Source organism: Thalassotalea sp. PS06 (genome assembly GCF_007197775.1).
Classification (GTDB): Bacteria; Pseudomonadota; Gammaproteobacteria; order Enterobacterales; family Alteromonadaceae; genus Thalassotalea_A.
Genome location: NZ_CP041638.1, coordinates 2,980,899 through 3,003,434 on the forward strand (window position 1 = coordinate 2,980,899; position 22,536 = coordinate 3,003,434).

General features: G+C 44.6%; 13 protein-coding genes and 1 pseudogene. 7 read left to right on the top strand and 7 right to left on the bottom strand.

What is annotated here, in order from left to right:
- Positions 1 to 210: 210 nt before the first annotated feature.
- Positions 211 to 1,281 carry an LPS export ABC transporter permease LptG gene (lptG, locus tag FNC98_RS13145; RefSeq protein WP_143581665.1) on the bottom strand — a complete coding sequence of 357 codons (1,071 nt, stop codon included), beginning with the start codon at positions 1,279 to 1,281 and terminating at the stop codon, positions 211 to 213.
- A gap of 3 nt (positions 1,282 to 1,284) precedes the next feature.
- The gene (gene lptF, locus FNC98_RS13150; RefSeq protein WP_143581666.1) at positions 1,285 to 2,394 is read right to left on the bottom strand and encodes an LPS export ABC transporter permease LptF; all 1,110 of its coding nucleotides are present in this window, start codon (positions 2,392 to 2,394) and stop codon (positions 1,285 to 1,287) included.
- A gap of 239 nt (positions 2,395 to 2,633) precedes the next feature.
- Between lptF and pepA the strand changes: the two genes are divergently transcribed.
- The 5 genes from pepA to FNC98_RS13175 all read left to right on the top strand — a co-directional run bounded on the left by pepA (position 2,634) and on the right by FNC98_RS13175 (position 10,130).
- Positions 2,634 to 4,139 (top strand): leucyl aminopeptidase, encoded by a 1,506-nt coding sequence (pepA, locus tag FNC98_RS13155; protein WP_143581667.1) that lies wholly within the window; start codon positions 2,634 to 2,636, stop codon positions 4,137 to 4,139.
- Positions 4,140 to 4,577 carry a DNA polymerase III subunit chi gene (locus FNC98_RS13160; RefSeq protein ID WP_143581668.1) on the top strand — a complete coding sequence of 146 codons (438 nt, stop codon included), beginning with the start codon at positions 4,140 to 4,142 and terminating at the stop codon, positions 4,575 to 4,577.
- A 14-nt stretch (positions 4,578 to 4,591) separates the two neighbouring features.
- Positions 4,592 to 7,447: a valine--tRNA ligase gene (locus FNC98_RS13165; RefSeq protein ID WP_143581669.1), complete on the top strand. Its 2,856-nt coding sequence runs from the start codon at positions 4,592 to 4,594 to the stop codon at positions 7,445 to 7,447.
- A gap of 231 nt (positions 7,448 to 7,678) precedes the next feature.
- On the top strand, positions 7,679 to 8,740 hold the full coding sequence (locus tag FNC98_RS13170; protein ID WP_143581670.1) for a DUF481 domain-containing protein: 1,062 nt from the start codon (positions 7,679 to 7,681) through the stop codon (positions 8,738 to 8,740).
- An 82-nt stretch (positions 8,741 to 8,822) separates the two neighbouring features.
- Positions 8,823 to 10,130, top strand: a complete 1,308-nt coding sequence (locus FNC98_RS13175) for an amidohydrolase (RefSeq protein WP_143581671.1) — start codon at positions 8,823 to 8,825, stop codon at positions 10,128 to 10,130.
- 115 nt (positions 10,131 to 10,245) lie between these two features.
- On the opposite strand, the gene FNC98_RS13180 is transcribed toward FNC98_RS13175, so the two are convergent.
- The 4 genes and pseudogenes from FNC98_RS13180 to FNC98_RS13195 all read right to left on the bottom strand — a co-directional run.
- A complete protein-coding gene (locus FNC98_RS13180; protein ID WP_144035570.1) occupies positions 10,246 to 12,024 on the bottom strand; it encodes an acyl-CoA dehydrogenase C-terminal domain-containing protein in 1,779 nt (592 codons plus the stop codon).
- A 344-nt stretch (positions 12,025 to 12,368) separates the two neighbouring features.
- Complete coding sequence (locus FNC98_RS13185) at positions 12,369 to 15,467, bottom strand: efflux RND transporter permease subunit (RefSeq protein WP_143581672.1); 3,099 nt, start codon at positions 15,465 to 15,467, stop codon at positions 12,369 to 12,371.
- 18 nt (positions 15,468 to 15,485) lie between these two features.
- Positions 15,486 to 16,511, bottom strand: coding sequence for an efflux RND transporter periplasmic adaptor subunit (locus FNC98_RS13190; protein ID WP_143581673.1), 1,026 nt, complete (start codon positions 16,509 to 16,511; stop codon positions 15,486 to 15,488).
- Positions 16,512 to 17,044: 533 nt separating this feature from the next.
- Positions 17,045 to 17,293: pseudogene (locus FNC98_RS13195) on the bottom strand (PhoH family protein); the annotation flags it as partial.
- A gap of 264 nt (positions 17,294 to 17,557) precedes the next feature.
- Here FNC98_RS13195 and istA point away from each other — a divergent pair.
- On the top strand, positions 17,558 to 19,099 hold the full coding sequence (istA, locus tag FNC98_RS13200) for an IS21 family transposase (protein WP_143581674.1): 1,542 nt from the start codon (positions 17,558 to 17,560) through the stop codon (positions 19,097 to 19,099).
- Positions 19,089 to 19,841 carry an IS21-like element helper ATPase IstB gene (gene istB, locus FNC98_RS13205; protein WP_143580152.1) on the top strand — a complete coding sequence of 251 codons (753 nt, stop codon included), beginning with the start codon at positions 19,089 to 19,091 and terminating at the stop codon, positions 19,839 to 19,841. Before istA ends, istB begins: the two co-directional genes overlap by 11 nt.
- A gap of 56 nt (positions 19,842 to 19,897) precedes the next feature.
- On the opposite strand, the gene FNC98_RS13210 is transcribed toward istB, so the two are convergent.
- Entirely contained in the window at positions 19,898 to 22,159 is a 2,262-nt protein-coding gene (locus FNC98_RS13210) for a hypothetical protein (protein WP_143581675.1), read from the bottom strand.
- Positions 22,160 to 22,536: the final 377 nt, after the last annotated feature.

Sequence of the window (22,536 nt, forward strand, 5' to 3'; positions counted from 1 at the left end):
CTTGTTGGGGAGTTTAATGAAAAAACCGATTTGCGTCTATCGACAACGCAATATTCCCCGAACTCCGAAGCTTTGCATTGTAAGGATTTTGGCCTTGATATCCTGTCGGAGCAGGCTATGACGGAATCTGACGAGCACTCTTCCACCGAAAATTGCTCCTGCATTTTCGGCATATAGACCATCCATGGCCAAAACCTTCTACTTCGTCGCTTACGCTTTTCGCTGCAACAGGTAGATAGCAATAGCCACAAACAACAGGCTTGGCAGAATCGCGCCAATAATTGGCGGAAACTGGAAAGTCAGGCTCATCGAACCAAACATACGGTTCAGGAAATCATAGCTAATACCAGTACCAATACCCATCATGATCCGCGCCCCCATGGACACGCTGCGAAGCGGACCAAAGATGTAGGACAGGGCAACTAACAACATTACCGCAACGGTTATCGGCTGCATTAATTTGCGCCAGAATGCTAATTGGTAACGACTGGTTTCCTGCTTATTTTGTTCCAGGTAGTCTAGATAACTGACTAAGCCAGCAACCGATAATGATTCGGGTTTTACCGTTACCACCCGCAATTTATCTGGGGTCAACGAAGATTTCCAAAGTTCAGAATCCTGGCGTGAGGTAGTGATCTTTTTGTTGGTCAGCTGAGATTGTTCTATCTCTTCTAACAACCACTTTTTCTTATCAACCTGCCAGGTAGCTTTATCGGCATTCTTCCATAACGACATCTTAAATCGATCGTCAAATCGATAAATGGCGATACCTGTTAAATTCATTGTATCCTGAACTTCAGTGACATGAACAATGAGATCGCCATCTTTGGCCCAGACTCCGTTTTTTGCCGATATCAGACTACCACTGGATATCGCCCGGGCTCTTAATTCACGGGCGTTTTTTTCACCTTCTGGTGCTACCCACTCACCAATGGCCATCGAAACCAGAATTAACAACGCAGCAGATTTCATCACCGATTTTATGATTTGTAGCTTTGACAAACCCGAGGCCTGCATCACCACCAGCTCAGAATTATTGGCCAGCATCCCTAAACCAATCAGACCGCCGATTAATGCTGCCATTGGGAAAAAGATTTCCACATCTCGAGGGACGGAATACAGGGCATATAGGGCTGCATCGGCTAAATCGTAGCTACCCCGCCCGACAGCACGCATTTGTTCCACGAATTTAATGATGCCGGAAATACTCACCAGTACCGCGAGAGTGATAAAAGTGGTGGAGGCGATCACCCGGCCAATGTAAAAATCGAGAATTCTCATGCCCTAGCGCCTCTTTAATTTTGCTTTTATTTTTTTACCGCTACTACGGCTGCGCAGTAATAACGTCCAGCCCAGGAACAAGGCAATAATATGTATTGGCCACAAACCAACTTCAGGCGCCAGAATGCCATCTTCAATGGCAGTTCGGCCGCTAGTTAACAATAGGAAATAACACAGGAATAACAGCAGTGCGGGGAACATCTTAGCAAACTTACCCTGACGCGGGTTAACCACACTTAAAGGCACGGCTATCAAGGTGAGTATCATTACTGAAAGCGGGAATGAGAAGCGCCATTGCACTTCCGCAATTGCTTCCACAGACTTATCTTTCATCAACTCAAGAGTTGGTAGCGCGGTGAGTTTACGACGCTTGTGCTCAACCTTTTGTTCCTGAATCTGCATCTCATATTTACCGAAGGTGACGGTTTCGAATTCGCCAGTTCGCTTATCTTTTTGATAACGATTTCCTAAATCCAGCATCAGACGTTGTTCACCGGTATCTTCTTCAATAACCCGGCCACTGGCTGCGTATATCAGGCTAACCTTATCATCCTTGCTTTGATCCGCTTCATCATCGGGAAGCTGCGCCACAAACACCTGCTGTAAGCGATTATCTTTACCAATATCGCGCACATACACCACGGCTTTATCATTGGAGGTTTTTTGAAAACGTCCGGGAACGAGCGCCGAAATGCCGATATCTTTGGCAAGTTTTTCTTTAACCTGGTATTCGCTTTCTGCCGCCAATGGCGATAGATACAAAGTAAACAAACCGGTAATGAATGCCGTTACTAAAGCCGCTACCAGGGTTATTCTGACCACATACCATTCACTGACGCCACAGGCGTGGAACACGGTCATTTCATTCTCCGCATAGATGCGGCCATAAGCGAGCAAAATGCCCAAAAACAGACTTAGCGGCAGCATAATGCCAATCAGGTGAGGAATGGTAAGACCGATGAATGTCATCACCATATCTCCAGGGATACCACCATCGGAGGCATCGCCCAGTACACGCACGAACTTCTGACTGATAAAGATGGTCATCAACACCAAAAATACGCCCAGTTGCGTGCGGCTGACTTCACCTAATAAATATCGAAAAATAATCACAGATTTAATCCAAAAAACTTAGTTTTTTTCTGACAACTAAAGGATTTTTAAGTAAACTTACCGTTTTTATAAAAAATTAATATGGCTAATATGCCGTCATGGCGACGAATCTGGCTATAATAATAGCCTGAAGAGAGTTCGCTATCGGTTTAAGTCTATCTTCTGGCAACAGATTTTAGCAAGCATATAGCAACAATTTAAGCCTGAAATTTGTATTTAACCATAAATTAGGAGTGTTCATGGAGTTCAGTGTAAAAAGTGGTAGCCCGGAAAAACAACGCAGTGCCTGCATTGTTGTCGGTGTTTATGAGCCACGTCGTTTATCTGCTGTCGCTGAGCAATTGGATGAAATTAGTGGTGGTTATATTTCCAACCTGCTACGTCGCGGTGACCTCGAAGGTAAGTCTGGTCAAATGCTGTTATTGCATCAGGTACCGAATATCTTAAGCGAACGAGTATTACTCGTTGGCTGTGGTAAAGAGCGTGAGTTGGATGAGCGCCATTACCGTCAAATCATTTCTAAAACCATCAATACTCTTAATGAAACCGGCTCAATGGAAGCGGTTTGTTTCTTATCTGAATTGCACGTTAAAGGTCGCGACACCTATTGGAAGGTGCGCCAGGCAGTGGAAGCCACTCAGGATTGTTTATACAGCTTCAATAGCTTAAAAACCCGCAAAGAAGAACCTCGCCGTCCTTTACGCAAAATCGTATTTAACGTTCCTACCCGCCGTGAACTGCCCATTGGTGAGCGTGCAATCGCTCACGGCTTAGGTATTTCAGCCGGTATTAAAGAATGTAAAGATGTGGCTAACCTGCCACCTAATATCTGTAACCCAGCTTATCTTGCCGATCAGGCCCATGCGCTTGCCGAGGAATACAGCAAGATCACCACCGAAGTGGTTGATGAAGCGCAAATGCAGGAACTCGGTATGGGTTCGTACTTAGCCGTGGGTCGCGGTAGCGCCAATGAATCGATGATGAGTGTTATCCACTACGGTGGTGGCGAAAAAGATGCAGCGCCAATTGTACTTGTTGGTAAAGGCCTGACGTTCGATTCCGGTGGTATTTCTCTAAAACCAGGCGAAGCCATGGATGAGATGAAGTACGACATGGGTGGTGCCGCTGGTGTTCTAGGTACCATGCATGCCCTTGCAGAGCTTGACTTACCTATCAATGTTATCGGCGTGTTGGCCGGTTGTGAAAACATGCCTGATGCCAACGCCTATCGTCCGGGCGATATCTTAACCACTATGTCAGGCCAAACCGTCGAAGTATTAAATACCGACGCCGAAGGCCGACTGGTTCTTTGTGATGCCCTAACCTACGTAGAGCAATACGAGCCAGAGCTGGTTATCGATGTTGCTACCTTAACTGGTGCTTGTGTTATCGCGTTAGGTGCCCATGCAACAGGTCTTTTGAGTAATCATAATCCTCTTGCGCACGAGCTGTTAAATGCCTCTGAACAAAGTGGTGACCGCGCATGGCGTCTGCCGTTATGGGACGATTACCAGGAACAATTGGAAAGCCCGTTTGCGGATTTCACCAATTTAGGTGGCCGAGCTGCCGGTACTATAACCGCTGCTTGTTTCCTGGCTCGTTTTACCAAGAAATATCATTGGGCTCACCTCGATATCGCTGGCACTGCTTGGCGCAGTGGTAAAAACAAAGGCTCTACTGGTCGTCCGGTAAGTATGCTGACGCAGTTTTTATTAAACCGCAGCGGTCAGGAGCAAGGCGAATAAATGACCCTTCAGGCCATTTTCTATTTGTTGGGTCATGCCAGTGAACAGGAGTTGCTGCGCTTTGTTTGCGCTCAGGCAACTCTGGCCTTTCGTCAAAATAAACGCGTTTTTATTTACACCGAAGATCAGGATGAGGCGCATCAGATAGATGAGCTGTTATGGTCTTCAGATGCACAAAGTTTTGTGCCACATAACCTGCCGGGAGAAGCAGGAAATCAGGGTTCCCCCGTTGAAATCAGCTGGCTCGCCCCCACTTCTTCCAGACAGGTGTTAATTAATCTGGCCAGCGAAGTCCCGGACTTTGCGCCTCAGTATTCTCAAATTATTGATTTTGTCATCGAGCAGGAAGAGCAAAAGCAGCAAGCCAGGCAACGCTATCGTCGTTACCAGCAAGCTGGCTTTCATGTTGAGACTCGCCCTGCCAGCAAAGTCGCATAACAAGCAGTAATTCCATGGAAAAAACATTTAATCCTTCAGCTATTGAGCAAGCCATGTATTCCCACTGGGAACAGAAAGGCTATTTCAGTCCAACGGGCAAAGGCGATGGCTATTGCATCGCTATCCCGCCACCGAATGTAACCGGTAGTTTGCACATGGGCCACGCGTTTCAGCAAACCATTATGGATACGCTAATTCGCTATCAACGCATGCAGGGGAAAAATACCCTATGGCAAGTGGGTACCGACCACGCTGGTATCGCCACGCAAATGGTAGTGGAACGTAAAATCGCGGCTGAAGAAGACAAAACCCGTCACGACTACGGCCGTGATGCCTTTATCGACAAAATCTGGGAATGGAAAGAACACTCCGGTGGCACTATTGGCAAGCAGATGCGTCGTTTAGGTAACTCCATTGATTGGTCCCGCGAGCGCTTCACCATGGATGAGGGCATGTCGCAAGCGGTGCAGGAAGTATTCGTTCGCCTATATCAAGATGACCTTATCTATCGTGGTAAGCGCTTGGTTAACTGGGATCCGAAACTGCATACTGCCATCTCTGATCTGGAAGTTGAGAACAAAGACAAGAAAGGCCATATGTGGCATTTCCGCTATCCTCTAGCCGATGGCGCAACCACCAAAGATGGTAAAGATTACATCGTTGTGGCAACTACGCGCCCAGAAACCATGCTAGGTGATACCGGTGTTGCCGTTAACCCGGACGATGAGCGTTATCAGCATCTGATTGGTAAACACGTCGTATTGCCAATCGTGAACCGTAAAATTCCAATTGTTGGCGACGATCATGCAGATATGGAAAAAGGCACGGGTTGTGTAAAAATCACCCCAGCCCACGACTTTAACGATAACGAAGTTGGTAAGCGTCATTCACTGCCAATGATCAATATCTTTGATCAGGACGCTGCGGTGCTTGCCACTGCTGAAGTTTATGATGTTAACGGTGAGCCAAGCGATGCCTACAGCAGCGAACTGCCTGCAGCTTATGCTGGCCTTGATCGGTTTGCAGCCCGTAAGCAAATCGTTGCTGAATTTGAACAGCTTGGCTTTCTTGATGAAATTAAAGATCACGAATTAACCATTCCATATGGTGACCGTTCTGCCGTGGTCATCGAGCCTCTGCTTACCGACCAATGGTATGTACGTGTTGAGCCATTAGCCAAACCGGCCATCGAAGCGGTAGAAAACGGTGATATCGAGTTTGTTCCTAAGCAATACGAAAACATGTATTTCTCCTGGATGCGTGATATTCAGGATTGGTGTATCTCCCGTCAGCTTTGGTGGGGTCATCGCATTCCGGCCTGGTACGATGCCAACGGCAATGTCTATGTAGGTCGCAGTGAAGACGAAGTTCGCGAGCAAAATGGCTTAAGCCCTGATGTAACCCTTACTCAGGACGATGACGTTCTTGATACCTGGTTCTCCTCTGCCCTTTGGACATTCTCAACCTTAGGCTGGCCAGAGAAGACTGAAGATTTAGCCACCTTCCATCCTACCGATGTATTGGTTACTGGCTTTGATATCATTTTCTTCTGGGTTGCCCGCATGATCATGATGACCATGCATTTCAATAAAGATGAAGATGGCAAGGCTCAGGTACCATTTAAGAAAGTTTATGTTACCGGTCTTATCCGTGATGAGCACGGCGATAAGATGAGTAAATCCAAAGGTAATGTTATCGATCCATTAGATATGATCGATGGTATTTCTTTGGAAGATTTACTGCAAAAACGCACTGGCAACATGATGCAGCCGAAGCTTGCAGAAAAAATAGCCAAAGCTACCCGCAAAGAATTCCCGAACGGTATAGAAGCTCACGGTACCGATGCCCTGCGCTTTACCTTAACCGCATTGGCTTCTACAGGTCGCGATATCAACTGGGATATGAAGCGCCTGGAAGGTTACCGAAACTTTACCAACAAGCTTTGGAATGCCAGCCGTTATGTATTGATGAATACCGAAGAGCACGACTGTGGTGCCAATGGCGGCGATATGGTGCTGTCATTAGCCGACCGTTGGATTATCGGTCAGTTCCAGCAAACGGTAAAAACCGTGCATGAAGCCTTTGCCTCATTCCGTTTCGATTTAGCGTCACAAGCCCTTTATGAATTTACCTGGAACCAGTTCTGTGACTGGTACCTGGAATTGACTAAGCCAGTTCTTTTCAAAGGCAGTGAAGCCGAGCAACGTGGCACTCGTCACACGTTGGTAAATATTCTTGAGAGCTTGTTGCGATTAATGCACCCGGTAATGCCTTATATTACCGAGACCATCTGGCAGCGTGTTGCACCGCTTACCGGTAACTTTACCGAAGGCGATAGCATTATGATGCAAAGCTTCCCGCAATTTGATGAGCAGTTATTGGATAACCAGGCCATTGACGATCTCGAATGGGTGAAACAGTTTATTATCGCCGTTCGTAATATTCGTGGTGAGATGGATATTGCGCCGAGCAAGCCATTACCGGTGATGTTAAAACAGGTGAACAGCGAAGATAAGCGTCGTCTTGAAGACAACCAACAATTCCTGAGCGCCCTTGCTAAGCTTGAGAGCATCGATGTACTTGCCGATGATGATAATGGCCCTGCGTCTGCAACGGCGGTTATTGGCGATATGAGCCTGTTAATTCCAATGGCAGGTCTAATCGATAAAGAAGCGGAACTTGCTCGTCTTAGCAAAGCGATTGAAAAGCTGAGCGGTGATGTGAAACGCACCGAAGGCAAACTGGCCAACGAAAACTTTGTTTCCAAAGCGCCTGCCGCAGTTATCGATAAAGAGCGAGCCAAACTGAGCGATGCAAAATCGCAGCTTGAGAAGCTCAATGAACAAAAGCAGAGTATCGAAGCTCTGTAGTTAACACTGAATAGCACATAGTAAACCCCTGGCAATCTCCGGGGGTTTTTATTTGTCTCACAAACTGGTTTCTATTTCCCAAAACAACGCCCTATCTGGAAAATTTTCAGTTTTTTCCTAAAGTTAAGATTAACTAAAATAAATCTCAGAATAAGAATAAGCTAAGTGATACCAGCGTCTTTTCGACTATTCGCCTGCCTGTTGTTCGCCCTTATCGGGTGGAGCACCGCTGTGCCTTTTGCACTAGCACAATGGGAGGAGCCCGATGAATGGCCGATTAACCGCCCAACTATGCCAATCCGTTTCGACTGGGTGCTATTGGAAAACGGCGAATTACTTGGTGGCGATCTACTGTCCATGTACAGAGACAAAGTTCGGTTTGACAGCGATGAACTGGGCTTAGTTGAACTCGATTTCGAAGACATCCGACAAATTCGTAGCAATGATATTATGAGCATCCGCCTTGAAAACAATCAAATTTACGAAGGTCAGCTACTTATTGATCGCACCAAAGTTACCTTCTTTAATAAGCCACATTTAAGCTTCCCCAGAAATGAGTTACTCTCGATATCGCCATCAAGAGATAGCGAAGACAGTATTTGGAGCGGCAACTTCGGTCTAGGTATTAATTTTAAAACCGGCAACTCTGAGCGGCTTGATTATACAATATCTCTCAACATTGAACGATTGACCGCTTTGGACCGAATATCCTTGAATTACTTAGGGCTGTTAGCGCGTTCCGAAGATTTTGAAACCGGCGAAACCGTACAGACTGAAGAAAACCAGCGGGTGACATTTGCGTACGATTGGTTCTACAGTCGTAAAATTTTTTTTCGAATACCCGACATTGAATATCAGGAAGATAAATTTAAAAACATCGATTTAAAAACTACGCTATCTTTAGCGGCGGGCCTGGTAATTTTGGATCACGATGATTACTTTTGGAGAGCTTATATCGGGCCGAGTATTCAATACACTCGATTCGTTGAAGTAGAAGCGGGGAACCCTGATTCTAATACATCTGGAGGACTATTAATTGGTACAGATTTAGGGTATGACTTTACTGAAGATATCACCATTTCCGCCCAATATGTCGGCCGTTCCACATCCAACGAGTCAGGGCGCTTGATACACCACATAGAAACGTCTTTGGATATTGAGTTAATAGACGACCTCGACTTTCAACTTAAAACGATTTTCGATTTTATTGCTGATCCCATACCGAATGAGTTGGGGGAAGTCCCTGAAAAAACAGATATCCTGCTGATTTTCGGAGTAAAATATTCCTTCTAATTCCCGCTAGTTAAGGTAGACTCGGAGTAACTCCCGATATGGAATCCCCTTAACCAATAGTAAAACAATAACAGGTAACTCAATGAAAACACGCCTTTCACGTCTGGCACTTTGTAGTGCTGTACTCTTTACGTTCGCACCTGCTGTTATGGCAGATCAGTATCAAACGGTAGAAAAACTGTCTTTGGAAAACGAAAAGCAGGTTATTGACTGGCGACGTCATTTCCATCAGTACCCTGAACTATCTAACCGTGAATTTAAAACCGCTGAAACCATAGCGAAAGAATTAAAAGCCATGGGCTATGAAGTGCAAACTGGCATCGCCCACACCGGCGTGGTTGCTATCCTGGATTCGGGTAAGCCTGGCCCTATGGTCGCGCTTCGTGCCGATATCGATGGATTGCCGGTAACGGAATCGGTTGATTTGGATTTTGCGTCGAAAGAAACCACAGAATTTAATGGCCAGCACGTTGGGGTAATGCATGCCTGTGGTCACGATACCCACATTGCCATGCTATTAGGCGCCGCAAAAATCCTTAAGGACATGAAAGGTGAATTAAACGGTAAAGTGAAATTCATCTTCCAGCCGGCCGAAGAAGGTGCACCAGCCGGTGAAGAAGGCGGTGCCGAGATGATGGTTAAAGAAGGCGTTATGGAAGGCGTAGATGTGGTATTTGGTCTGCACATCAGCTCCGACACAACCGTTGGCGATGTTGAATACAAACCTGGTGGCATTATGGCCGCGGTAGATACTTACCGTATTTTAGTGAAGGGAAAACAATCTCACGGTGCTTACCCGTGGATCAGTGTTGACCCTATTGTCACCGCCGCACAAATAGTTATGGGGCTACAGACTATTGTATCCCGTGAATTAAAACTCATTGATGAAGCTGCGGTTGTAACCGTAGGTTCTATTCATGGTGGTACCCGTTCAAACATCATTCCTGAGGAAGTGGAAATAATCGGTACGCTACGTTCGTTAAATACCGATATGCGCATGCAAATTCGCGAGGCGGTAACCCGTAAAGCAACGAGCATTGCCGCTAGCATGAATGCCACCGTTGATGTTGAAGTGCCGTATGGTGCCAACTATCCGGTAACCTATAACGAACCGGAGTTAATGGCGAAGATGTTGCCAACCATTCGCAGCAGTGCAGGCTCTGAAAATGTAAAATTGACGAAAGCCGTTACCGGTGCCGAAGATTTCTCTTTCTTCCAACAGGAAGTTCCTGGACTTTACCTATTTGTTGGCGGCAAACCTAAAGGCATGTCAGCAGAAGAGGCACCGGGCCATCATACGCCGGAATTTAAAATTGATGAAAGCGGTTTAAAAACCGGGGTAGCCTTGCTAACCAATCTGACTATCGATTATATGAATATGAAGAAATAAGCATATTTAATGCTTATTTCTTTCTGAGACCGCAGTCGACAATAAAAGTATTGGTCGACTGCTCGCAGGAGGCAGCATTCAGCGGCCGTCTGCCGTCTGCCGTCTAAAGGCAAGCCTAAAACAACTCATCTTCAAGGTTATACAAGTGCTCAGCAGCACTGCGCGCAGATGCCGTCAGTGATAAACGACGCGGCAACAACCGGGCAAAGTAATAACGAGCGGTATGAATCTTGGATTTTGCAAAATCACTGCTTTCAACTTTCGGTAATGCGGCAAGTGCCATGCGCGCCCACATAAAGCCTACCGCTGTGTAACCAAATACGTGCAGGTAATCGCAAGCGGCGCTGCCAAGCTGATTCGGATCAGCCGCAGCAGCAACCAGAATATCTTTGGTTAAGGCTTCTAAATCGTCCGTTGCTTGCGCTAATGGTGTAATAAATTCTTCCATTTCAGCAGAAGAATTTTCAGCAATAAAGGTACGAACATCACCAATGAATAGCTTCATAAATTCGCCGCGGTTCGCTGCTAGCTTACGGCCAATTAAGTCCATCGCCTGAATACCATTGGTACCTTCATAAATCTGAGCGATACGACAATCACGAACCAACTGCTCCTGACCCCACTCACGAACATAGCCATGACCACCTAAAACTTGCTGACCGGCAATAGTGCTTTCCAGACCAACATCGGTAAAGAAGGCTTTCGCTAATGGCGTCATCAGGGCTGTTAGAGCTTCGCCTTTCATTTGCATCTCACCGCTAGCATATTTGGCAAGATCCAGCTGCTGAGAGATATACATCGCAAGGGCACGGTTACCTTCATTCATTGCTTTCATGGTTAACAGCATACGACGAACATCGGCATGAACCATAATAGAGTCTGCTTCTTTTTCCGGCGATTTTGGTCCGGTTGCAGAACGGCTTTGTAAGCGCTCTTTCGCGTATTCCAGAGCATTCTGGTAAGAGCGAACACTTGCACCAAGGCCTTGAATACCAACACCGATACGCTCATAGTTCATCATCGTAAACATTGCCGCAAGGCCCTTGTTAACTTCACCAACCAGATAACCCTTAGCGCCATCAAAGTTGATCACACAGGTCGCGGATGCATGAATACCCATTTTATGTTCGATAGAGCCACAGCTAACGCCGTTGCGTTCGCCCAGTGTGCCGTCATCGTTAACATTGAATTTAGGCACAAGGAACAGAGAAATGCCTTTCGGGCCTTTTGGTGCATCTGGAAGTTTCGCGAGTACCAGGTGAATAATGTTGTCGGTTAGATCCTGCTCACCGCCGGTGATGAAAATCTTGCCACCGTTGAGACTATAGCTGCCATCTTCGTTTGGAATTGCTTTGGTACGGATGATCCCTAAGTCGGTACCGGCATGGGCTTCGGTCAGACACATAGTCCCGGTCCACTCACCACTGTACATGCGTGGTAAGTACTGCTCTTTCAGTTCTTCAGAGCCGTGGTTAGAAAGCGACAATGCCGCACCTGAGGTTAAGCCTGGATATAGCGAGAACGACATATCGGCGCCACAAACGATTTCTTCCTGAAGCGCGGTAAGCATTTTCGGCATGCCCATGCCGCCATAGTTGATGTCACCACCAAGGCCAATCCAACCACCTTCAGCGTAAGTATCAAAGGCCTGTTTAAACCCTGGAGGAGTAGTCACATTACCTTCATTGAACTTAACGCCAACCTCATCCCCCTGACGAGAGATAGGAGCAATTTCCTGCTCGGCAATCTTTGCACATTCCTGCAGAATCGCCTGGGCAGTATCTTTATCAATCGCTTCTGCGAGCTCTGGCAATTCCTGCCACATTTTGTCCGCCTGAAACACATCAAACAGCAGAAAATTCATATCGTCTAATGCAACACTATATTCAGCCACCATGGCCTCCATTATGAAATCTTATTGGAAAATTAACTTCAGTGGTTTGTTATTAGTATAGGTACAGGTATAGGACCGAGTTTATTTGGGAAGTATGACAAACAAAGTGCCATCAATGCGCCGAATTCAAACCCTTAATTAAAACCACTAATTTAAACACCTGTTTAAATATAGCGACAGCGAACCTAAGGTGTAAAGTCTTTTTTGATGAAGGCAGGTGAAAAAGCGGCAGAATAAGGACTGTGGGATACGAGAAACGGGGACAGAGTCATCAAGTAATCGAGGTTATCTTATTGTAATTTAAAGATAAGACAATCTCATAATTGACTCTGACCCCGTTAGGGTTATTGCGAATTGCGGGCGCTGGCTAATTCATCAACCAGAATTTTTTCCTGATCAGCTCTGGGCTTAGCAAAACGCGCTAACCAAACATAAAGTACCGGGGTTAAAAACAAAGTGAAAATGACAGCAATACCTAAGCCACCGAAAACCACCCAACCGATAGCATTTCTTGCTTCCGCACCGGCACCGCTGGATAGGATCAAGGGTAATCCACCCAAGACGGTTGATAGCAAGGTCATCATGATGGGTCGTAAGCGTACTTTACCTGCTTCCACAATGGCTGTTTCAATCGCAACCCCACGGTCTCTTAACTGATCAGCAAACTCAACCAATAAAATCGAGTTTTTCGCCAACAATCCGATCAGCATTACTAAGCCAATCTGCGAGTAAATATTGATAGTTGTGCCGGTAAGCCATACCGCAAAGATTGCCGCGGCGATACCAAACGGAACCGTTAACATCACCACCAACGCACTTAAGGCACTTTCAAATTGCGCTGCTAATACCAGCAGCACGATTAAGAAGGCAACCACGTATGTCATTGAAACCTGTTGATCGGTCTCCTGATAAGTTTTTGCCTCGCCTAACAAGATTAAATCAAAGCCATTAGGTAAGTTTTCTCGTGCCAGTTGACGCAAAATTTGCACGGCCTCAGCCATTGGCATGGTTTCCGGTAATTCCGCGTCCATTTCAATCGCCCGACGTTGTGCATGACGCTCCAATTCCGCCGCGATACCTTCCTCAGAGATATAAGCAATAGATGATAATGATACTAACTCGCCATTTTCCCCGGCAACGTATAGGTTGGTTAAATCAGATGGGTTTGCCGAATCTTTATAGGAAGACTGCAAGATTATCGGCACCGCTTCATCGCCGACATTCAAATCAATTAAATCATCACCGCCAATTGCAGCACGCAAGGTTTGGTTAATATCACTAAATGGAACACCTAACTCCTCGGCTCGAGTGCGGTCAATGTGTACACGCATTTGCGGCTGAGTTGGCTGATAAGAAATTTTAAGTTGACCAAATTGTGGATATTGAGACTCTACAACTTGACTGAATGATTGAGCGATTGAAAAAATCTCTTCGTAATCATTACCGGTGATTGCAAACTCCAGACCACCGCCCTGTCCTCGCAGGTTTAGGCTGTTGGCACCAAAGGCGCGACCAGGAGCACCGGGAATAGCCGCAAGTTTTGGACGGATTTCATTGACAATGGTTTGTTGGCTATTATCCCGTTCAGCCCAATCTTTGAGGTTCACACTCATAAATACAATGTTTGGGTCCCACTGCCCTACGGTGGTATTGATCGAATCAATCTCACCAAGCTCGGCGTAAGGCAACATTATATCTTCCATGGCCTGAGCTTGCCTGTCCATGTAGGAAAGACCGACTCCATCGGGGCCTCGGGCAAAAATCATAACCGTACCTCTATCCTCGGTTGGTAATAGTTCTTTATCGATACTGTTATATAAAAATGTCGCGCTGGTACCCGCAATCAGGCTAAGCAATAAAACTAACCAACCATATTTAATGCAATACTGCAAAGAGCTGCCATAAGCGTTCACCAAACCACTACCAAGATTTTGAAACCTGGTTGCCTGATCAGTTTGTTTTTTTGGTTTTAATTTAGCTTTCAACGCTGGCACTAAAGTCAGTGCTACTAATGAAGAAATGATTACCGCACCAGCCAGGACACCACCAAACTCTCGAAATAGTTTACCGGCTGTTGATGGTAAAAAGGCGATAGGAAGGAACACTGCAACAAGCACTGCGGTAGTTGCAACAACGGCAAAGAATACTTCCCTGGAACCAACCACTGCCGCCGCTCTCGATTTCACTCCCAGGGATTTATGGCGTTGAATATTTTCCGAAACCACAATGGCATCATCGACTATCAAACCAGTCGCTAACACCAATGCCAGCAAGGTAAGAATATTGATAGAAAAGCCAAGTGCCCAGACAATAACTAACACACCGATTAACGATACAGGAATCGATAGTGCCGGAACGATAGTTGCTCGCCAGCTACCGAGAAACAGCCAAAGGGTAAATACCACTAGCGCTATCGTATAACCAAGTGATTTCACAACTTCTTCTACGGAACTGCGAATAAACTGAGCATCATCCGAAGTGACAAAGATCTGCAATTCTGGATAGCGTAATTTAATCTCTTCGACCATAGCCAGTGCCTGATCGGATATTTCTATTGTATTGGCACTTGCCTGACGAATTACGCCTAAACCAACCACTGGCTGGCCATTTAGCCTAACAATGCTGTTTGCATCTTCCGGGCCAAAGTAAACGGTGGCAACATCACCTAGACGAATATCATTGGCGACAATAATTTTTTCAATTTCTGCTGCGGTAACCGAGGTTGCATCTGCGCGAACAATCACCTGATGATCGGTTGAACGCAGGCTGCCAGCGGCGACATCAAAAGGTACGGATTTCAGTGCGTTAGCAACGTTGGTAAATGACAGGCGATAGCTTGCCAGGCGAATGGGGTCAACAATGACACGCAGCACTCGTTTTCTTTCGCCATTTAACCTGACGTCAGCGACACCCGGGATCGACAGAAACATTGGCGATATGTCGCGATCAACGATTTGCGCAATTGTTTCAGTATCAATACTCTCACTCCCGATTGCCAGATTAAGAACCGACTGAGCATCATTGTCAGCTTTAACGATAGATAATCGCTCCACTTCTTCTGGCAGTTGACGCTGCACCCGGCTTACCGACTCGCGTAGTTCATTGGCGGCATCTTCCAAATCAATGCCCGGACGGAATTCAACTCGCACCCGCGAAGAGCCCTCTTCACTGGAAGCTCGTATCGATTTAACGCCACTGACCCTGGCTGCTGCTCCCTCAATTCTGCGGGTAACTTCATTGTCCACAGTTTCCGGAGCGCCACCCGGAAAATTAGCCACAACGCTGACAATGGGTCTGTCAACATCCGGTAATTCCCGAACTTCGAGGCCAAGAATCGCCGACAAGCCGGCAATAATGATAAGGATATTTAATACAACAACGGTGACAGGTCTTCGAACTGAGAGTGAAGGCAGGTCGTCTCGGTTTTCAAATAATTTAATCATGCTAATCCTTTAATAGACTTACCTATTTGCCAGCGTATTTGCTGTTGATACGGGTGTATTTTCCCGTAAACGCTGTATCCCCTCGACAATCAGAATATCGCCCTCGGCCAAATCACCTTCGACAAGTATTGACCCTCGCAGGCGTTGTTTAATCACCACGTTTTTCTTGCGAGCTTTGCCATCTTCAGCCAGCCAAATGTAGGAGCCTGTCGCGCCCCAGGCTAATGCAGCTTCCGGGATTACCGGGTAGACACTACCCTTGGCATCCAGGGTCACTTTAAAACTCAGGCCGGGACGAAATATATCATCGCTATTACCCAGCAATGCCCGGACTTTCAAGGTACGATTTTGGGTATCGATACGACTATCGAGATGTTCAAGCGCTGCGATATAACGGGTGTCACGATTATTCCAGGGTTGTACTGAGATGCTTGTCCCTGATTCAACCAGACTGTAAGAAGATTCAGGAACGGTAAAATTAATGAACAATTGTTCCCTGTCATCAATGGTTGTGATCATTGTTGATTGATTGATACGATCACCAACTTCGACTTCTGTCAGGCCCAGATAGCCACTAAATGGCGCAACCACACGTCTGTCGTCCAAATCTGCCTGGGCTTCGGCAACACTCACCAGGGCTAAATCCAGCAACGCCTGCGCATCATCAACTTGTGATTCAGTTACCGCACCTTTGGCCTTACTTTTAATCAAACGTTCAAAGCTTCGTTGCTTATTCGCTAAATCGATTTGCGCTCTTTTGAGAGCGGCTACCTGACGACGAGAATCCAGTTCCAACAAAACATCGCCTTTTTCCACGTAATCGCCGGGTTTGAATGCGACCTTAGTAACGCGATCAGCGGCGGCAGGATACAGGTTAACGGACTTTTTAGCCTCGGCCGTACCAACGGTTTCAATCGTCACCTTTATTGGTTCAAACACCAGTTGTTCGGTTACGACATTGGCTGGCGGTCTTTTGCGCTCGTTGGCAATCGCCGATGTCGATAATAAGGTTGCTGCCATGGCATAAACAATGAAAAGTTTCATAAATCCCTTAAATAGGTTCTAATTTACGTCAAACGTAGTTTAATGAATAAAATCTTCTAGAGACATTCAATAAAACAGAAGATTAAGTAGTGTTTTTTAGAACAACGAACAGGACGTCATTCGTACCTTTAACTCGTGGTCGCCCAGTATTTGATGAATATTCTAAAGGTAAATATTTAAAAGTTAACCAATCTTTTACCTATTTGGATACGGGTAAATCGATGAGCAGCATTAAAACTAAGTTAAGTTGAGCAAAAGGTTAACGGTTCGCCGTCCAATATTACTTATTCGCTACGTATTGTTTGCGAGGAAGGTTTACTTTATACCAATCACATAAAATTATTGTCCACTCAGTGAGAATTTAAAGGCTTTTAGACAAGGCTTTGATTGCAGTAAATGGTATTAAATCAATAAATAAACTGCCCAATGGGCAATGGTCGCGAAAGCGCACGCTTATCAAAGTGACACTGCCTGCTAACATCAAATGAATGATATTAAACAGGCAGTCAAAACATTTAATTTTTTGTCTTAGTTTAAAGGTTTTCTTCGGCAAAAGATGCCAGAGACGAGCGAACCACTCCGTTTAGGTTGATGGTAGCGCTTCCCTGGTAATCCTTAAAACGCTCAACAATATAGGTTAAACCGGATGTCAGGGCAGTCAGGTAATTACTATCGATTTGTGCCAGGTTTCCAGAACAGACAATCTTAGTGCCTTCACCACAACGAGTGATAATGGTTTTTAATTGCGATGCGGTAAGGTTCTGGCATTCATCGAGAATTACCCCGGATCTAAATGTTCACCGTGTACCCCGAAATACCTGTTTAAGATTTATATTCACCAGTCATAACATGCCATTTTAGATCTTAAGCCACATAGAGTAATATTCATGTAAGTACTGAATTAATCTTTTTCAGCCAGTTCAATTTGAGCCAAATATCTGTTAATTTGCATCGAAAATTGATCCACTTCAACCCCTAATTTGCATCCAAAATTGATCCACTTCTTTAATTAGTTCTCGCACTCAAATTGCGGGAGAAATATTGGAGTGATTGATGTGTCATTACTAAGCGTTATCCGGCGCTGGCATTTTCGGGAAGGGATGTCCCAACGTGAAATAGCCAGAAGAACCGGACTTTCAAGAAATACCGTTAAGAAATACCTAGCCAAGGAATGCGTTGAACCTGCGTATCCCAAACGAACATCCACTAGCAAACTTGATGGCTACAAAGAACTGCTATCTGCTTGGTTGCTGCGTGAATCGAAGCGTCGGCGCAAAGAAAGAAAATCAGCCAGGAGGCTGCACAAAGAACTCGTTGATCTGGGCTTTAGTGGCTCTTACGATCGCGTTGCGGCATTCGCTCGGCAATGGCGGGAGGAACAGAAAATTGCGGCTCACGGTCTGAACAAAAAAGCCTATGCCCCATTAGTGTTTGCGCCAGGTGAAGCGTTTCAGTTTGACTGGGGTGAAAATTATTCTTATGTCGGTACTCGCAAGGTAAAGCTTCAGGTTGCTCACTTTGTGTTATCCCATTCCAGAGCGTTCTATCTGCGTGCCTACTGGACTCAGACTCATGAAATGCTAGTCGATGCACACAATCATGCCTTTCGCGTGTTTCAAGGTGCCGCTGAGCGCGGTATCTACGACAATATGAAAACCGCTGTCGATAGAGTTGGTAATGGAAAAAGACGTGATGTAAATCGTCGCTTTCAAGCCATGGTTGGCCACTATTTGTTTGAATCGGAGTTTTGTAACCCTGCCGCAGGCTGGGAAAAGGGCCAAGTGGAAAAGATGGTCAGAGATGCTCGTCAAAGCATTTGGCACGATGCCCCAAAATGCAAAACGCTCGATGAATTAAATGACTGGCTTGAGCAAAAATGCATGTCACTGTGGCAATCAACCACGCATCCAAATTATGGTGACCGGACGATTGAACAAGTCTGGCTCGACGAGAGGAAACACCTGATGAAGGTCCAGGCACCATTTGACGGATTCATTGAACACACTAAGAAAGTGTCATCGACTTGCCTGGTGAACTTTGAACGCAATAAATACAGTGTCCCAACCAGTTTTGCGAATCGCTTGGTAAGCCTTCGTGTGTACCCTGATCGCATTTTGTTTATTGCCGAGGGCAATAAAGTCGCAGAGCACGTTAGACAATTCAGCCGAGATCACAATTCCAAAGGGGTTGTGACTTATGACTGGCGTCACTACCTGCTTGTTGGGGGGACTACCGTTGCTCAGCGTAAACCTGGCTCACTCCGTAACGGTGCCCCGTTTAAAGAACTTCCCGAGTGCTTCCAGCACCTTCAGGATACCCTGTTGAGATATGAAGGTGGTGATCGAGATATGGTAGATATCTTGTCATTGGTGCTGCACCACGATGAGCAACTGGTTAAAGAAGCCATTGAGCAAAGCCTGAACGTTGGCCTGACGTCAAAGCAGCATGTGATCAATTGCTTGCATCGACTGATGGATATACCAACACCGGATCCATTACCCATCAAAAAAGCGTTACAGCTTGAGCAAGAGCCAACGGCAGACACAAGTATCTATGAGCAATTGAAAGGACAACGCCATGCACATTGAAGCCTTATTAAACACCTTAAAAACCCTAAAACTGCATGGCATGAAGGCCAGCGTGAACGATTTATCGATTCAGAGTTCACCAGCGTTCAAACAAGCATTACCCGTTCTCGAAACCCTGCTTAAAGCCGAGGTCGCAGACCGAGAAGTTCGTTCAATCGCTTATCAGATGAAAGTCGCAAAATTCCCTGCCTATCGAGACTTATTCGGCTTCGAATTCCAATACAGTGCGGTTAACGAAACGGTGATACGGGGCTTACATCGATGTGAGTTTGTCGAAGACAGTCAAAACATCGTATTCATCGGTGGCCCAGGCACAGGCAAGACGCACTTGGCAACGGCCATTGCTGTCCAAGCGGTACAGCATCACCACCTCAGAGTACGGTTCTTCTCGACTGTAGAGCTTATCAATGCGCTTGAAAAGGAAAAGCTAGATGGCAAGAGCGGCCGCATTGCCAATCGGCTTAGCAGCGTTGATTTGGTGGTTCTAGATGAGCTTGGCTATGTACCTTTCAGCCAAAATGGCGGTGCACTGCTATTTCATCTTCTTAGCAAGCTCTATGAAAAGACCAGCATCATCATTACGACTAACTTGTCATTTTCTGAGTGGGCCAAAGTCTTTGGTGATGCAAAAATGACAACAGCACTGCTCGACAGACTAACTCATCATTGCCATATCATCGAAACTGGCAACGACAGTTATCGATTCAAAGAATCATCGGCTGCAAAAAATAAGGAAAAATAACTGGAGATATTTTCAAGATATTGGTCATAATAAGACCAACTTAGGCGGATCAGTTTTCAATGCAAATCGTGGATCAGTTTTAAGTGCAAATTAACACCCATTTCGGCTAACTTTGCGGCAGAAGCTATTACTAGAGCTTTGTCAGTAGGGTTTATATCACCACCTGGCTTTTCAACAGCTTTACGTTTTATTTCCTCATAAACAAAGTGTAAGGTTCTATCTAAGGCAATTTCGCCAAATATTTCATTATTGGCTACAGATGGAAAACCTTCAATAAAATCTTCTTTTGGAAACTCCTGAATAACTAATTTAATTTCAACTGGGCAAATTTTTTCTGTGAACTTGAAATTCAGCATACTCAAAAACATGTTAGCCAGAGGATCTGTAGTTGCTTTTGTGTGCCACCCCTCTTCGATCGCAATCTTAAACTGCTCCCAGCGGCTAGCAGATGGCTCGCAATTTACCAACAATTTATTGGTTCTTGATTCTAAATTTGCCAGTGAGTCTTTAAGATAAGATACAACTCTCGAAATCAAGCTAGAATCAAAGACTCCGCAATATTCTATAAATTGTTGCTGATTAATTAATAATTCCAGTATTCTGGTTTGTTTCCTTGATTCGGATAGTCCTCCACTAGTGAAAAAGTGACTAAAATCACCTGTTTTTTCATAATAAAATACGAGTTGAAACAATAACCCTCGGCATACAAAAGGCAAAATATCGTGGCGTTCGAAAAACCAATGATTATTGTTTATTGTTTCAAATTTTGAAAAAATAATTCGCTCAATTTCTTTATCGGTACTAGCTAACAGCACATTCCCAATGTAATTTACTTGAGAATCCCTTGGCTTGGCCCATTCAAGACAATACTTAAGCTCATTCCATTTTTGAAAGTAAGCTAATATAGCTACAAATTTAAGAGCTAAAAAGCCGCAATAGTCTAGATAAGATTTTTTATATATTTCCTTATAGTTCAATCTATTCCACTCCAAGACCACTTCTTGCTCTGTCAAAGGGCGAGACATTCCATAGCTGGCGTGTTTGATGTAAGCCCTTCCATCTTTTAATGACAAAAGTTCTTCAGAGACTTTATCATCTCCTTCAAGACTAAAATTTTTTCTATCAAAACTTGCCCAAAAGTCATTTATCCAAACAGTATCTTTATCACAGGCAGCCGGAAAATGATCATATCCATGAAAGCTCGGCATACCTTCTGAGAAATTTTTGTACACATTGAATATTTTGTTTGGATGATTTTGTGCAACTAACTCTAAAATATTCTCAAATGTTTTGAATGCCTCCATTGTACCTGCCCTACTATACCTATAATCAGGTTCCGCTAATACTCCGCATAGGTCACGAATCCACTCACATTCAAGAACTAAATCAATCCCTTTCGAATCTTGTTGAGATTGCCATCGAGCTAGTTCATACAAATCATGTGACCAATTTATTTTTTCTTCTGTTGTGGTGCTAAAATTGCTTGACGCAATGTCGTTATATTGAGGATGATGTATGAAATTTACTGCTAGAGAAGATAAAAGTCTCTGAGAATGAAAGGATAATTTTGTATCTTGATTCCCCCTCGATAACTTAACTATTCTTATTAACGCATCCCAATACATCTTTATAATCAATATATCTGAAGGGGATAGTTTAGGGGCTGATTTTTTAAATTCTTTCAAATAGGCCTTTCTTATTTTGCAATTAAATTTGAATAATATATCGATATAACGTTTTTCCCAGCTTTTCTCCTCCAACTGAGTAATCAATACTTCCAAACCAGCATTAATGCTTTTGAAATCTTTCTTTGCGATTTTCTTCGATTCAATTTTATCAACAAGTATAGAAAACACTCTCCATGTCAATGCTCCGTTTAGCCAATATATTGCTGGTACCAAAGATGTATTTGGGAATAAAAAACCATCAATATACTTCTCCGTAGATTGTAAAACACGATAGTAAAAGCGAATATAAAAGTAACCAGCGCCAATAATAATTGAAATAAACACCCCACCTAGGGTGGACCTTATTTCAGTTAAATAATGACTCACAAAATAATCAAATTTAGAGAGTTCAGGAAACGCAACCTCCAAAGACAAGCTTAAGGTCACATATATTGTTGAGAACAATATTAGAGTTATAGGATTGATAATCCATCCGGTTGTAAGTCTTTTTATGACGAGTGCGTTATCATACTTTTCCGAGGCATTGACCGCCATTTGAAGGGCTAAAGGTATACCTATTGCTACAAAACCTACAATCAATGTGTAAGTATCACTTAGTAAATTTACAACAATATTTTCAAGTAAATCCATTTAAAAAATATAAAGTTCAAATTAAAGATGGAGCCAGTCTATAAGATATTTAAAGATATTTCATTTTCTTAGGATTATTGGCGTGTGACAAAGAGGCCGACATATCATTCGTCAATGGTACTGACGGAGTAATGTATTCTAACTAAATTGAAGAGAGCAGAGATCAATATATGATTCTCGAAAAATGTTCGTAGCCAACAAGCATCGTCTATGCGTATTTAAGAGGTCTAAAATTATAATTCGCATTTTACACCCCAATCTGATTCAGACCATACCTGTCTTGTTCTGTTCATGCGCCCAGTTCATAAGAATAACTAGCTCGCAACATCTTGTATGTTTGCCCTATTAGCTTCGATGTTACTTGTGCGCCAAAACTA